Below are 12,638 nucleotides of genomic sequence, written 5' to 3' on the forward strand. Positions count from 1 at the left end.
GGGGCGAATGCAACCAATTAAAAGGAGCAAGGACAATGAATGTTGTTAAAAAAACGGTTGGCTGCATTGGCAGCCTGTTGATCGTAGCGGCTGTTCTTTTCAATGGCCAGGCTTTGGCTGCAGACACCAAGATCGGCGTCATTGATATGAAGCAGGTGCTGTCAACCTCCACGGCCGGAAAGAGGGCAGAAGGCATCATCAAGCAGAAAATGGATTCTCTCCAGTCCTCCTTTAAAAACGAGGAAAACGAGCTTATCACTCTGCAGAAGGAAATGGAAAAAAAGGGTTCCGCCTGGAGTGATAGCGTGAAGCAGGAAAAAGCCGCCTCCTTCCAGAAAAAGCGGCGCGATCTCGCGGTGAAGCAGGATGAGGCAAATCAGGAATTAAAGAAACTGCGTGAGCAGCATGTCAATCCTATCCTCAAAAAACTCGAGGAAGTTGTCGGGAAGGTGGCTGCCGACGGTGGGTATTCGGTCGTGCTCCCCCGCAATGTGGTGCTTTATGCTACTGATTCGATTGATATATCGAATGCGGTTATTGCAGAGCTGAACAAAGCGATGAAATAAAGGCGCTGATCACTCGTTTGTTTTATTGATCATGGCCGATTATACGCTTCGGGACGTTATCCCCCGATTTTCCAATGCCAGGGTGCTGGTGATCGGTGACATTATCGTCGATCATTTTCTTTGGGGAACAGCCACCCGCATTTCTCCAGAGGCGCCGGTTCCAGTTGTCAATGTTCAGCGCGAGGAACTCCTGCTGGGTGGCAGTGCCAATGTCTTACGAAACATTGTTTCCCTTGGGGGAAAAGGCGCTTTGTGCGGCATTATCGGGGATGATGCCATGGGGAAAAAAGCTGCCGAGCTGGTCGAGGAGTTGGGCGTTCCGACCCAAGGGTTGGTTGTCGGGCAACGCCCGACGACCATCAAAACCAGGGTGGTGGCGCAAGGGCAGCAGGTCGTCCGTTTTGATCGAGAACAAACTGGTGTCCCGTCGAAAAGTTCGCTGAACGCTCTTCTTTCCTACCTTGAAGAACATGTGCATACCTTTGATGCCGTGATGGTTTCGGATTACGCTAAAGGTGTGGTCAGCGAACAGTTGATGATCCGGCTGCATCAACTGCTCCACGCAGCCCGATATCGGGAAAAACGAAAGCTGCCGTTGATAGTGGATCCCAAACCTTCAAATATTCATTGTTTCGTCGGGGCCACTGTCATCACCCCCAATCACCATGAGGCCATGCAGATAGCTGGAATTCGGATTTCGGATGAACCGAGCCTGATCGCAGCTGCTCGTCATCTCCGCGACGATATCGGCTGCGAGGCGGTCTTGATTACCCGTGGAGAAGCCGGCATGGCGCTGTTGCAGGATGACGACCAACTGGTTACCATTCCGACGATGGCCAAAGAAGTCTATGACGTCACCGGTGCCGGAGATACGGTTGCTGCCACGCTTGCTCTCGGGCTGGCCGCCGGATGCACCATGAATGAGGCTGCAATTTTGGCCAATCATGCCGCTGGTATCGTCGTCGGCAAGATTGGAACCGCTTGTGTCTCAGCCGTCGAATTGGGTGACGCCATCCCCCTCAATCAATCGTAGCGCGTACAAATTTTAGTTTTACTTAACGAATGAGTCCCCGGAAACGGGAAGGATAAGGAATGCGACCACGAAGCATGACAGGATTTGGCCGAGGCGAGGCCTCGGCAGAAGGCAGGACCTGGGTCGCCGAAATCCGAACCGTGAATCACCGCTTTCTTGACCAACGAGTCGTTCTGCCCCGGCTTTATAACGCCTTCGAGGAACCGGTAAAAAAAATGGTGGCGACCATTCTCGATCGCGGCCGTGTCGATATTACCTTCAGCGTGCAAGGTCTTTCCGCAGTTGAACCGCAGTTGGTGGTCAACGAAAGCGTGGCCCGGCAATACCACCGCTGTCTCCAACAATTGATTGACGTTTACGGGCTCGATGGCACGGTAACCCTGCGAGACATGCTGACTCTACGCGATGTGATTACCCTGGAAGAACAGCGGCCCGATTTGGATGCGGAATGGGTCTTGATCAGTTCCGCCTTGGGTGCCGCCCTCAAGGATTGCGACATCATGCGAGAACGGGAGGGTCAAGCCCTACAGCAGGACCTCCTCGGACGCCTTGCCACATTTGAATCGGTTGTTCGCCAGATCGACACCCATATTCCCGAACTCCAACAGCAACGCCAGAGCGATCTGAGGCTCAGGGTAGGAAAATTACTTGAAGGCTTGGATCTCGACCCGATTCGCTTAGCCCAGGAAACGGCGCTCATGGCCGACAAGAGCGACGTCACCGAAGAGATAACTCGTCTCGACAGCCATATGGCCCAGTTTCGCGCCTTTCTTGCCAGCGAAGAACCGGTGGGGCGGCGACTTGATTTTCTTCTGCAAGAGTTCCTCCGTGAAGTGAACACCCTCTCCTCTAAAATCTCCAGCGCCAGCATTGCTCACCTGGGCGTTGAGATGAAAAATGAAATCGAAAAACTGCGCGAACAGGTACAGAACATCGAATAACCACCCCTTTGTCGCCTTTTATTTAGATTTTCCCTTTGAGCACCGCTATCAGCCATGGACAGCAGACTCGTTAATATCGGCTTTGGCAATGCCGTCAAGGTCAACCGTATTCTCGCCATCGTCAATCCCGGGTCCTCGCCCATAAGAAAATTGAAGGACGATGCCCGAATCGAGAAAAAACTCATCGATGTCACCGAGGGAAGGCGGACGCGGGCCATCCTCATCCTTGATTCCGGCCACCTGATTTTGTCCTCGGTTCAGCCGGAAACCATCAACCAGCGCCTGCTGGCCCTGGACCAGGAACAGCGCAATCCGGAAATGGTGCTGACAAAGGAAAAGAACGAGGAAAAAGATGAGTAATGCTCTCCTGCTTGTGCTTTCCGCTCCCTCTGGATGCGGCAAAACAACCATTGTCAACCGGGTGATGCACAACCTGCCAGGACTGGTTTTTTCGGTATCGCACACCACCAGACAACCTCGCCCCGGAGAGGTGAATGGCGTCCACTATCATTTCGTCGAAGGAGCTGTTTTTTCGGGCATTCGCAATCAACAGCCCACTGGCTTTCTTGAATGGGCCGAGGTGCACGGCAACATGTACGGCACCAGCGTTGAAGAAGTCGACAAACATCAACGAGCCGGTTGCGATGTCATTCTCGATATCGATGTCCAGGGTGCGGCCCAGGTTCGCCTGCGGGCCAATCCGGTGACTGTTTTTATTGCACCACCGTCACTTGTGGAATTGGAACGTCGCCTGCGCGGGCGGGCGACAGAGAACGAGACGACCATTGCCGTGCGACTTAACAACGCCCGCAAGGAATTAGCCTGCGTTGGCGCCTACGACTATCTGATCGTTAACGATCGACTCGAAGATGCAGTGGAAAGTCTCCGCAGTATCCTCATTGCCGAGCGCTGCCGCCAGCGTCGCGCTCCTGATGGCCAACCGATGCAATGGGGTGTTTGATGGAGACAAGGAAAAAGGAGAAGAGGCCTGTTGACCGTGGTCAATCCGCAGCAAGCGATCCCGCCGATGACCTGATATGGGGGATCAATGCGGTCTGGGAGGCCCTGGAGCAGAAGGCGGCCAACATCAGTGAGATTTTCATCCAACAGGGCAAGGCTGGTCCGCGTCTGCAGCAGATCATTGACCTAGCCAAGGAACGTTCCATTGCAATCCGTTTTGTCGAGGAAGGCAGAATGCACGTTCCCCGCCATTGCCGCCATCAAGGGGTGGTTGCCCGACAGAACGAGGCCCGGCTCATTTCACTCGACGTCCTTCTGGAAAGCCTGGCAAAGGAGCAAACCACGGGCCCGGCGAGGATTCTGGCACTTGACTCCATTCAGGATCCCCGCAACCTCGGATCAATTCTCCGCTCGGCCCTGGCGGCCGGATTTTCCCATATACTCATGACCCGGGAGCGCAGCGTGCCCGTCACCGGCACGGTCGCCCGGACTTCAGCCGGAGCGGTGGCCCACCTCCAAATCTGCCAGGTCGTCAACCTGGTCGATGCATTCAATGTATTGAAAGAAAGGGGATTCTGGATCTATGGAGCTGTGGCGGAACCGGATGCATCCACGATTTATAGCACCGATTTTTCCGGGCCAATCTGCCTGGTGATTGGTAGCGAAGGCAAGGGAATCCGGCCTTTGGTTCGAAAACAGTGCGATTTTCTGGTGACGATCCCAATGAAGGCGGCGTTTAATTCACTCAATGCCTCGGCGGCGGCGGCCGTCATCATGTTCGAAATAACCCGCCGTTCCTATTGATCCCATTTAGGTCGTCGGTCGTCATTATGCAGGGGGAAACTCAGTCTCCCCCTACAGCAAGCAACAAACCACTATTTCTTCTTTATTTGCGATTTCAGCAGGTCGCCCAGTGTCCCCATCGAAGGAGACTCCTTGCTTATCGGGGGCGGCGTATACTCCTCGGCCGATTCCTTGGCCACATAATCTTCGGGCGCCAAAGAAAGCCGTTTCTGCCCAACATCGATCGACTCAATTTTAACGGTCAGATCCTGACCAACCTCCACTACCTCACGAGGGTGGTGAATCCGGCGGCCGGCGCCAAGTTTGGAAATATGGAGCAGGCCGTCGATGCCGGTTTCCAGGGTGACAAAGGCCCCAAAGGCGGCCATCCGCGAGACCCGGCCCTGATGGATCGAACCGGCTGGGTATTTTTCCGCCACCTTATCCCACGGATTCTCGGTGGTTTCTCTGAGGCTCAGCGAGATCCTGTCTTTATCCCAGTCAAGCCGTTTGATGACAACCTCGACCTGCTGCCCTGGGCTCAATATGTCCTCCACCCTGTCGGTCTGGCCCCAGGCTAATTCCGAGATGGGGATGAGACCATCGACACCTCCGATGTCGACAAAGGCTCCAAAATCACGGATGGAGGTCACTGTTCCACTGACCTGCATGCCCTCGGCGAGCCGTTCCTTGAGCTGCTCCCGATCCTGTTGCCGTTGTTCTTCTTGAATGGCTCGGGCTGAGAGGATGATGTTTTTTCCCTGGCTACCAAATTCAATAATTTTGAAGGCAAAGGATTTTTCAATGTAGTCCTCGGGTTTCTCGACCCTGCGGACATCCATTTGCGAGTACGGACAAAATCCGCGCTGACCGGCAACAGTGACGGAAAATCCGCCCTTGACCTCCCCTGTTACCTTGCCTTCAACGGGAATACCGGAGTGGAAGGCCTCCTCCAGTTCGCGGGATGAGGTCTGGCCGGAACCAAGCCGGGTGGTAAACACCATCTCGCCGTTTCGTGCTGCCAGAAAAAAGACGATCACCCGGTCGCCGACAGCAACCGTAAGTTCTCCCGCCTCATTGCGCAGTTCCGCCGCACCGAGAATGCCCTCACTTTTTCCGCCGGCATCAAGGAAGATATTCTCTCCACTCATGCCGACAACGGTTGCCTCTACCCGGTTGCCCGGCTGGAGGTTTTTACGGGAAGCGGGTTTATCCTGGAAAAGATCTGCAAAAGTTTCGTCACTCATGGTTCTCTGTAGGGTGGAAGAATTGACCGGCAGAATCATACATCTCTGCAGGGGGCTGCAATCGCAGAGAATCTGCGATCAATTATCTAAGACTAATTTCTCCCCAACCTCAATCCGGCGAACGGAAAAATCGTCAGTATCGAAGAGGGCAAAGGCCGGGACTGCATCCTTCCCCAGAAGATCGCCGGGGTTGAGCAACAGGCAGTTCCCAAGCCGTTCAGCATGAAAAATATGATTATGGCCACAACAGACTAGGTCAAAATTCCCTGAGCAGGCCAGTTGGCGAGCCCATTTTGGAAAATGCTCGATGGCAATACGAAGGCCACCTGCGAGAAGGGTTCCGTGCGTGCCGTGGTGCTGGATTCTGCTGTCAGATGAGGCGCATCGCGAGGATATGAGATGCTGATCCCCGGCATTATTCCCATAAATCAAATGCGCCTGACCGTTGAATGATTCAAGGTAAGCCAGCATGAAAGGGGAAATGAGATCGCCACAGTGAATCAGCAGTTCGGCCCCTTCCTGATTGGCACGGAGAACGGCCCGCCTGAGGTGCGGGATGTGGTCATGACTATCCGATAAAACAGCGATGCGCATGAAGATCGAGGGATAGGGTTGGTCTGGCTGCATTCCGTCACCCGCGTAAAAAAGACGTGGGAGACAGCGAAACAATGAACAAGCTGCTCCTCTTTAACCCGCTTGCCGAACAGGGGCAACGTCTTTTCCACTCTGGCTGCACAGAGAAAACGGACAAATTTTAATCAGAGAGTGGCAGGCCTTGGGGCACGGAAGCATCCACAGTCATGGCCGAATGGTTTCCGTTCCGGGCACCAAGTCCAGTTTGAGCAGAGCTTGCACCTGGCGCACATCCCCCTGCGGCAGGGTGTTGATGCGAACCTTGGCAAAGGTCAGCTCAGTCAGCGCACCAAAATGATCCTCCATGAGCAGCCGATGAATGGTGAAGTCGCCGTTGAGCCAGAGCTGGACACGTTTCACCTGCGGATGCGGCTGCCGGGGTGTCAGCAGGATGGCATCGAAACCGGCCGGCGGATCGCTCAGGATAAAGAGCTTGTCCGCAGGCGAAGCCTCGAACTCATCGAGCAGGCTTTTCGTGCCGGTAAAGATTGCATAAGTGATGTCGGATTCCATATCCTGCGCTGGCGAAACGATCAACTGTTTATCTTGGGGTGTATAGATGGAGAGTTCCTTGCCGTCGTTTATGATGGTCTGGGCAGTCGGCTCGATATAGTTCCAGCGCATGATCCCCTGGCTCGTTCCAGCAGGTTTATCGAGAGCCCCCCCCGGTCGGAAAAAAACGGCGTTACCGGCCCCCTGTTTAACCCTGCCGCCGGTCTGGGTCGATTGAGAAAACTCAAATTCCAGACTCCGTAACTGCTGATATTTTTTTTGGAGTTGCAGAACCCGTTGCTCCAATCCGGAGGCCGCCTCGGCTGAGGGGGCCATGAAAAGCGAGCCAAAAGCACTCAATAAAAACAAAACCAGGATAAAACGCCCACGGTTAAACATCAGTTTTTTCCAAGAGAACAGGCCGGCCAAAAATAGCACTGGCCAGAGCATGCACCGGCGAAGGCAGATCGGAGACAAAAAAACGGCTGGGCGTGCCGGGACAGTAGAGTTCATTGCGGAGTTGTTCACCGGAATCAAGAATCGATTTGAGATGGAGCGCCACTTCAACCGAGGAATCGATAATGTGTACCCCGCGACCAATGCGCGTTGCAATCGTTTTTTTCAGGAGAGGATAGTGGGTGCATCCAAGGATCAGGGTGTCGATCTGTTTGTCTCGCAAGGGATGGAGATATTTTTTAACGATCATTTTGGTTTCCTGCCGATCAAGCCAGCCCTCTTCGACCAGAGGCACCAAGAGAGGACAGGCCTGGCTGTACACCTTGCAATCTGGACGAGCCGCCAGAAGACGCTGTTCGTAGAGACCAGAATTAATGGTGGCCCGGGTCCCGATAATTCCGATCCTGCCGTTTTTGCTGACCTCTGCTGCCCTGGTCACTGCTGGGAAGATAACGTCGACGATCGCTTGACTGTAATGCGATCGCAGAAAAGTGGAAGCGGTGCTCGCGGCTGAATTGCAGGCAATGACAATCAGCTTGGCCCCTTGCTTGAGCAGGAACTCAGTGTTGCGATGCGAGTATTCGGTAATCATGGCCGGACTTTTGGAGCCATAGGGTGTCCGGGCAAGGTCACCGAGGTACACCAGGGGATACCCTGGGCAGAATTGTTCAATAGCACGGGCGACGGTCATGCCGCCGACGCCGGAGTCGAAGATCCCAATCATGAGTTAACGAATACAGGTTAGAGAGGAGAAGCGGAAAGCGAGGCGTACAGGCGCGAAACTGAGCGTTATTGTATTGTGAAAAACTCTCTCCACAAGGTAGACAGCCTTACTCTTATCTCGGCACCAGCAAGATTTCAGGACTATTCACTCAGGCGGCGGAAAATGAGAATACCGCCGCCTGAAAGGTCTCGCTGGCGACTGTTACCGGGAATGAAATTATTTTTTCTTGCTCTTGGTTCGCATTTCAATGGCCTTGCGAAGATTATCGGGCAACCCTCTTTCTTTTCCCGATTGAGAACGCCTTTCAGAAAGGGCCTTGGCACACAGCGGCTGCCGTGCTGAAAATCCATGTTTCTTGCGGTACTCTCTTGAGGTGAGTGCATGTGATTTCAGATGCTTTGGCGAAAGCATCTTGAACTCCTGGCCGCATTCTAAACAGACAATTTTATTTTTCTGTATGGACTTTTTCGGATCGATAACAGGATTGACCTCTTCGGGCTCTGCATCAATCCCGATGGCCTCCGAGTCCTGAAGCGCCTTAAGGGTTTGGAATGTATCGTTAAGAGCCGCCTTTATTTCCTCGGTGGTCATTTGCTTGCTGCTGATTTGGGACTGGATTATTTCGGCGGTCATTTCAACGAGTGATTTACTCATCGGTTTCTCCTGAGAATAAATTTAAATGGATGCATATCGCTTGTTCCTGCGACTGCTGCAATAATAGAACATGAAACCGATCAATGCAAATTTTTTGTGCTGTTACAAAATAAATAAAGAGTAAAAAAGGGCGGCAAACGGATCTGTTGATGAATGCGCTAGGAAAGTATGAAACCACCGGGCGGTCAAACCGTTATCGTAGAAAATGGAAGCCTTGTTTCAGTCGGCCAAGGATGTCCTGCGCCTCAGATTATCCCGTCACAGGAGTTGACAGTGCGCAACGGAGACATTAAAGTTGCCGACACTTGACGTTTCGGTCTTTTTTTAACCTTAATATAATAAAGAGTTGTGAGGTGATGTGATGCCGGTGTACGAGTACGAATGTAGCGGGTGCCAGAAAATTTTTGAAATTCAGCAACGTATAGCCGATACCCCCATCTCGGTTTGCCCGAGTTGTGGCGAAAATGTAAAAAAACTGATTTCCATGAGTTCTTTTCGCCTGAAAGGCGGCGGTTGGTACACGGACGGCTATAGCGGGACCGCCTGTGGAAAGAATGCGCAAGGAGACAGTGCTCCTTGTTCAGACTCCAGCGCTCCGCCTTCCTGCCCGGTAGCGGCTGGTTCGTGCTGCAATTGTCCAGCCGCTACACCATGAGCTGTACCCGTATTTATGCACAAAGCCCGGCCTTGCGCCGGGTTTTTCATTTTGATCATCCTCACCAACCAGACAAGGCGCCTTTTTATGGGCACGGCTTGGTGATTATGGTCATGGCGTCCCCATACGAGAAGAACCGATAGTCAGCCGCAACAGCCTGCTTGTACGCCGCAAGAATCCGTTGTCGCCCAGCTAGAGCCGACACCAGAAAAAGGAGCGATGACTTGGGCAGGTGAAAGTTAGTAATCAAGTTGTCCACGACCCGGAACTGAAAGCCGGGATAAATAAATAGATCGCATTCCCCGGTGCCGGGCTGAATGCGCCCCTGCGCATCGGCGGCAAACTCAAGGGTTCGCACAGTGGTGGTTCCCACCGCCCAGATCCTTCCGCCTGAGAGCTTCGTCTGGTTTATTTTTTCCGCAGTCTCCGTTGAAATCTCCACAGCCTCCTTGTGGATCTGGTGATCGCGGATATCCTCTGTCCGCACCGGCGCAAAGGTTCCGTAGCCGACATGAAGGACGACATGGGCAATACCCACTCCTTTTCCCCTAATCTTCCCCAATAAATCGTCGCTGAAATGCAGCCCGGCCGTTGGGGCCGCAACCGACCCGGTCTGCCGTGCATATCGGGTCTGATACCTGTGCAAATCGTCATCGGAACTGCCGTCAGGCCGGCTGATATAGGGCGGCAGCGGCATCTGGCCGTGTGCTTCCAGCAGTATTTCCAGGGTTTGATCATTCTCCGGGTACTGTAGGGTCACCTCGGCTTTGCCATCGGGGAGCAGATCATCGATCCGAGCCCGGAGTTGTTTGCTAAAGTGAATGAGGCTGCCAATTTTGGGTCGTTTTGAACTCTTGATCAGGGCCGGAGCGGTGGCTTCACGCCACAATGATCCTGTGCCGGAAATGGCCGAGGACCTGGGAAAGGAGAGGAGGAAAAGTTCGGCCTTACCGCCGGTCTGTTTGTGTCCGAGCAGCCGTGCCGGAAACACCTTGGTGGTATTGACGACCAGCAGATCAGCAGGATGGAGATAGTCGACGATGTCAGAGAAGGCGCGATGCGCAAGCGATGGCGAGCTGGCATCGAGAACAAGCAGCCGGGAACGGTCCCGCTGCGAGGCCGGGAACTGGGCTATTCGGTCCAGAGGCAGATCGTAGTCGTAATCGTCCAAACGGTGAGAATAATCAGTCATGAAAAACAGGGGCATCAAAGAGACAGGGTGATTTTCTTGCAAAGCGAGATAACCTACTTTACATTGCGCAAAATGTCTTGGCCGAATTTGACGTGATCGGGGTGGGAATCGTATCTTACCCGCCCCAGTCCCCGTGCTCACTCATCGTTAAGAAAGGGATGTAATGTTTTTGGTGACTGCCGCAACCGATTTTGAGATGGAAGCCTATCTTCGCGCCTATTCGCCGACCACAGCATCCGCCCAATTGGTCACCGGCATCGGGCCGGTTGAAACGGCTGTTCGCTTGACTGCTTTTCTCGCCGCGTCCTCCTTGCCGTTGCACGGTATCGTCAATTTTGGGGTGGCGGGAGCGTATATTCGGGATGATCAGAGCGGTGCCGATTTGCTGGACATCTGCCTGGCGGAGCGTGAGGTGCTGGCCGATTTCGGCATCTGTTACGGCGACGAGATTGAGCCGTTGCGGGGAGAGACGCTCGAAATTCTCGACACCTTTGATCTCGACCCCGGTTTACTGGACCAGGCAGAGTCGTTGCTTGCTTCCGCGTCCATCCCGTACCACCGCGGCGTCTTTGCCACCGTCCATGGCGTCAGCGGAACCCGCAAACGAGGCGAGATGCTGGCGCGTCAACACCAAGCCCTTTGCGAGAACATGGAAGGGGCGGCAGCGGCGCGGGTATGCCAGCACTTTGGACTGCCCCTGCTTGAGCTGCGCTGTATTTCCAACCTGGTTGAGGACCGTCATCTGCAAAATTGGCACCTGCACAAGGCCTGCGCCCGCTGCGGTGAGGTTGCGGCATTGGTTGTCAAAGGACTGCAACATGTCTGAAAAAATGGCGGTCACCCTCGGTTTTTCTCCCTGCCCCAATGATACCTATATCTTCAATGCTCTGGTGCACGGTCAAGTGCCGTTAACCCGGCTCAGCTTGGCCGGCGTACAACTTGAGGATGTGGAAACGCTCAACGATTGGGCCTTGCAGGGACGACTGGATATCAGCAAGCTGTCTTTCCATGCCTTTGGCCATATCCGGGATCAATATGCCCTCCTCCAGGCCGGTTCTGCCTTGGGGCGCGGCTGCGGCCCCCTGCTCATCACCGGCAAAGGCGACAAACCGATCGACATTGCCGACTGGAAGATTGCCATTCCCGGTACGTATACCACAGCGGCCCTCCTGCTCCGGCTCTATCAACCGGCCTGTCGCCATCTCGTGGTCATGCGTTTTGACCGGATCATGGAGGCCCTGGCCGAAGGAACGGTCGATGGCGGCGTAATTATCCATGAAAGCCGCTTTACCTACCGGCAATTCGGGTTGCACTGTATCCAGGATCTCGGCGAATGGTGGGAGCAAGCCACCGGCCTCCCTATTCCCCTGGGGTGCATTGCCGCAAAAAAGACTTTGCCGATTGATGTCCGCGAGGAGATCGATGCCGCCATCCAAGCCAGTATCCACTGGGCGGAAGCGCATCCCGGCGAGGGTTGGGATTATATCCGGGCACATGCCCAGGAGATGAATCCGCAGGTCATGCAAAGCCATATTGATTTGTACGTCAATCAGTATTCCAAGGGGCTTGGCGAAGAGGGGTTGCATGCCGTGCGAGAACTGCTACGCCGGGGCGCGGAGGCCCGCCTCTTTCCTGCCGGAGCCGACTTGGCATGACCCCGGAACATCACGTAGCAACCGATCCGGTCTGGGGCTGTGTCCTGATCGGCGGACAAAGCCGCCGCATGGGGAGCCCAAAACATCTGCTGCAACAGGGTGGGCGCACCTGGATTGAAGGAACGGTTTCCCTCCTTCGGCCGAGAGTTACGCAGGTGGTCATCGCCGGAGCAGGACACTTACCCGCATCCCTTGCCGGGGAACGACGGGTCGATGACGTGCCGGAACTCGGCGGACCGCTGGCCGGAATCCTCGCCGCTTTTCGCTGCTATCCCCAGGTGTCCTGGCTGGTGGCGGCTTGTGATCTTCCCGACATACAGGATGAGGCGCTGCAATGGTTGCTGGATTGCCGCCGTCCGGGCGTGTTGGCGGTCATGCCCGATTTAGCGGCAGATGGCCAGCTTGAACCCCTGTTGGCCTATTATGACCGGTCCTGCCGGCCGCTGTTGGAAGTAATGGCGGCCAGCGGACAGCGGCGGATGAACCGATTACGGGAATTTGAAGGTGTGATTACCCCCCAACCACCGCTGTCGCTGCGAATTTCCTGGCGCAATGTCAACACTCCTCAGGAACTCTGCCAGTCATCGCTCCCTGGAAAACCAGCTCCAAAAATATGAGAAATTAATGGCCAACGCACCAATGAGTAG

Annotated in this window: 16 protein-coding genes; 10 read left to right on the top strand and 6 right to left on the bottom strand. The window is 54.4% G+C overall.

Features of this window, described 5'->3' with window-relative positions; all coding sequences use genetic code 11:
- Positions 1-35: 35 nt before the first annotated feature.
- From ACHZCX_RS08105 to rlmB, 6 genes are read left to right on the top strand one after another with little or no spacing between them, the layout of a single operon-like run.
- The gene (locus ACHZCX_RS08105) at positions 36-566 is read left to right on the top strand and encodes an OmpH family outer membrane protein (RefSeq protein ID WP_319586730.1); all 531 of its coding nucleotides are present in this window, start codon (positions 36-38) and stop codon (positions 564-566) included.
- A gap of 31 nt (positions 567-597) precedes the next feature.
- A complete protein-coding gene (rfaE1, locus tag ACHZCX_RS08110; RefSeq protein ID WP_319586731.1) occupies positions 598-1,599 on the top strand; it encodes a D-glycero-beta-D-manno-heptose-7-phosphate kinase in 1,002 nt (333 codons plus the stop codon).
- A 59-nt stretch (positions 1,600-1,658) separates the two neighbouring features.
- Positions 1,659-2,540: a YicC/YloC family endoribonuclease gene (locus ACHZCX_RS08115; protein ID WP_319586732.1), complete on the top strand. Its 882-nt coding sequence runs from the start codon at positions 1,659-1,661 to the stop codon at positions 2,538-2,540.
- Positions 2,541-2,594: 54 nt separating this feature from the next.
- Positions 2,595-2,900: a DUF370 domain-containing protein gene (locus ACHZCX_RS08120; protein WP_319586733.1), complete on the top strand. Its 306-nt coding sequence runs from the start codon at positions 2,595-2,597 to the stop codon at positions 2,898-2,900.
- Positions 2,893-3,501 carry a guanylate kinase gene (gene gmk / locus ACHZCX_RS08125; protein WP_319586734.1) on the top strand — a complete coding sequence of 203 codons (609 nt, stop codon included), beginning with the start codon at positions 2,893-2,895 and terminating at the stop codon, positions 3,499-3,501. Before ACHZCX_RS08120 ends, gmk begins: the two co-directional genes overlap by 8 nt.
- The gene (rlmB, locus tag ACHZCX_RS08130; protein ID WP_319586735.1) at positions 3,501-4,304 is read left to right on the top strand and encodes a 23S rRNA (guanosine(2251)-2'-O)-methyltransferase RlmB; all 804 of its coding nucleotides are present in this window, start codon (positions 3,501-3,503) and stop codon (positions 4,302-4,304) included. The genes gmk and rlmB overlap by 1 nt, the downstream gene beginning before the upstream one ends.
- 71 nt (positions 4,305-4,375) lie before the next feature.
- On the opposite strand, the gene rpsA is transcribed toward rlmB, so the two are convergent.
- The 5 genes from rpsA to ACHZCX_RS08155 all read right to left on the bottom strand — a co-directional run bounded on the left by rpsA (position 4,376) and on the right by ACHZCX_RS08155 (position 8,489).
- Positions 4,376-5,530, bottom strand: coding sequence for a 30S ribosomal protein S1 (gene rpsA / locus ACHZCX_RS08135; protein WP_319586736.1), 1,155 nt, complete (start codon positions 5,528-5,530; stop codon positions 4,376-4,378).
- 78 nt (positions 5,531-5,608) lie between these two features.
- Positions 5,609-6,124 (bottom strand): YfcE family phosphodiesterase, encoded by a 516-nt coding sequence (locus ACHZCX_RS08140; protein ID WP_319586737.1) that lies wholly within the window; start codon positions 6,122-6,124, stop codon positions 5,609-5,611.
- Positions 6,125-6,328: 204 nt separating this feature from the next.
- A complete protein-coding gene (locus ACHZCX_RS08145) occupies positions 6,329-7,054 on the bottom strand; it encodes an outer membrane lipoprotein carrier protein LolA (RefSeq protein ID WP_319586738.1) in 726 nt (241 codons plus the stop codon).
- Positions 7,047-7,835 (bottom strand): glutamate racemase, encoded by a 789-nt coding sequence (gene murI / locus ACHZCX_RS08150; RefSeq protein WP_319586739.1) that lies wholly within the window; start codon positions 7,833-7,835, stop codon positions 7,047-7,049. Before murI ends, ACHZCX_RS08145 begins: the two co-directional genes overlap by 8 nt.
- Positions 7,836-8,051: 216 nt before the next feature.
- Positions 8,052-8,489, bottom strand: a complete 438-nt coding sequence (locus ACHZCX_RS08155) for a MucR family transcriptional regulator (protein WP_319586740.1) — start codon at positions 8,487-8,489, stop codon at positions 8,052-8,054.
- Between the two features lie 361 nt (positions 8,490-8,850).
- Here ACHZCX_RS08155 and ACHZCX_RS08160 point away from each other — a divergent pair, with 361 nt between their 5' ends.
- A complete protein-coding gene (locus tag ACHZCX_RS08160) occupies positions 8,851-9,144 on the top strand; it encodes a zinc ribbon domain-containing protein (protein ID WP_319586741.1) in 294 nt (97 codons plus the stop codon).
- Between the two features lie 85 nt (positions 9,145-9,229).
- Here ACHZCX_RS08160 and queA read toward each other — a convergent pair whose 3' ends face one another.
- On the bottom strand, positions 9,230-10,336 hold the full coding sequence (gene queA / locus ACHZCX_RS08165) for a tRNA preQ1(34) S-adenosylmethionine ribosyltransferase-isomerase QueA (RefSeq protein WP_319586742.1): 1,107 nt from the start codon (positions 10,334-10,336) through the stop codon (positions 9,230-9,232).
- Positions 10,337-10,499: 163 nt separating this feature from the next.
- On the opposite strand from queA, the gene mqnB reads away from it, so the two are divergent.
- The 3 genes from mqnB to ACHZCX_RS08180 are packed head-to-tail and all read left to right on the top strand — an operon-like array spanning position 10,500 to position 12,608.
- Entirely contained in the window at positions 10,500-11,162 is a 663-nt protein-coding gene (gene mqnB / locus ACHZCX_RS08170; protein ID WP_319586743.1) for a futalosine hydrolase, read from the top strand.
- Positions 11,155-11,991: a 1,4-dihydroxy-6-naphthoate synthase gene (locus tag ACHZCX_RS08175; protein ID WP_319586744.1), complete on the top strand. Its 837-nt coding sequence runs from the start codon at positions 11,155-11,157 to the stop codon at positions 11,989-11,991. The genes mqnB and ACHZCX_RS08175 overlap by 8 nt, the downstream gene beginning before the upstream one ends.
- A complete protein-coding gene (locus ACHZCX_RS08180; protein WP_319586745.1) occupies positions 11,988-12,608 on the top strand; it encodes a molybdenum cofactor guanylyltransferase in 621 nt (206 codons plus the stop codon). Before ACHZCX_RS08175 ends, ACHZCX_RS08180 begins: the two co-directional genes overlap by 4 nt.
- The last annotated feature ends 30 nt before the right edge of the window (positions 12,609-12,638 follow it).

The organism is uncultured Desulfobulbus sp. (assembly GCF_963662935.2).
In the GTDB taxonomy this organism is placed as follows: Bacteria; Desulfobacterota; Desulfobulbia; order Desulfobulbales; family Desulfobulbaceae; genus Desulfobulbus.

What these genes read in the sequence shown, in the direction of transcription:
- ACHZCX_RS08160 (WP_319586741.1), top strand. Translation starts at nt 8,851, where the DNA reads ATGCCGGTGTACGAGTACGAATGTAGCGGGTGCCAGAAAATTTTTGAA.
- ACHZCX_RS08155 (WP_319586740.1), bottom strand. Translation starts at nt 8,489, where the DNA reads ATGAGTAAATCACTCGTTGAAATGACCGCCGAAATAATCCAGTCCCAA.
- ACHZCX_RS08180 (WP_319586745.1), top strand. Translation starts at nt 11,988, where the DNA reads ATGACCCCGGAACATCACGTAGCAACCGATCCGGTCTGGGGCTGTGTC.
- mqnB (WP_319586743.1), top strand. Translation starts at nt 10,500, where the DNA reads ATGTTTTTGGTGACTGCCGCAACCGATTTTGAGATGGAAGCCTATCTT.
- rpsA (WP_319586736.1), bottom strand. Translation starts at nt 5,530, where the DNA reads ATGAGTGACGAAACTTTTGCAGATCTTTTCCAGGATAAACCCGCTTCC.
- ACHZCX_RS08120 (WP_319586733.1), top strand. Translation starts at nt 2,595, where the DNA reads ATGGACAGCAGACTCGTTAATATCGGCTTTGGCAATGCCGTCAAGGTC.
- ACHZCX_RS08145 (WP_319586738.1), bottom strand. Translation starts at nt 7,054, where the DNA reads ATGTTTAACCGTGGGCGTTTTATCCTGGTTTTGTTTTTATTGAGTGCT.
- queA (WP_319586742.1), bottom strand. Translation starts at nt 10,336, where the DNA reads ATGACTGATTATTCTCACCGTTTGGACGATTACGACTACGATCTGCCT.
- murI (WP_319586739.1), bottom strand. Translation starts at nt 7,835, where the DNA reads ATGATTGGGATCTTCGACTCCGGCGTCGGCGGCATGACCGTCGCCCGT.
- rfaE1 (WP_319586731.1), top strand. Translation starts at nt 598, where the DNA reads ATGGCCGATTATACGCTTCGGGACGTTATCCCCCGATTTTCCAATGCC.
- ACHZCX_RS08175 (WP_319586744.1), top strand. Translation starts at nt 11,155, where the DNA reads ATGTCTGAAAAAATGGCGGTCACCCTCGGTTTTTCTCCCTGCCCCAAT.
- ACHZCX_RS08115 (WP_319586732.1), top strand. Translation starts at nt 1,659, where the DNA reads ATGCGACCACGAAGCATGACAGGATTTGGCCGAGGCGAGGCCTCGGCA.
- ACHZCX_RS08105 (WP_319586730.1), top strand. Translation starts at nt 36, where the DNA reads ATGAATGTTGTTAAAAAAACGGTTGGCTGCATTGGCAGCCTGTTGATC.
- rlmB (WP_319586735.1), top strand. Translation starts at nt 3,501, where the DNA reads ATGGAGACAAGGAAAAAGGAGAAGAGGCCTGTTGACCGTGGTCAATCC.
- ACHZCX_RS08140 (WP_319586737.1), bottom strand. Translation starts at nt 6,124, where the DNA reads ATGCGCATCGCTGTTTTATCGGATAGTCATGACCACATCCCGCACCTC.
- gmk (WP_319586734.1), top strand. Translation starts at nt 2,893, where the DNA reads ATGAGTAATGCTCTCCTGCTTGTGCTTTCCGCTCCCTCTGGATGCGGC.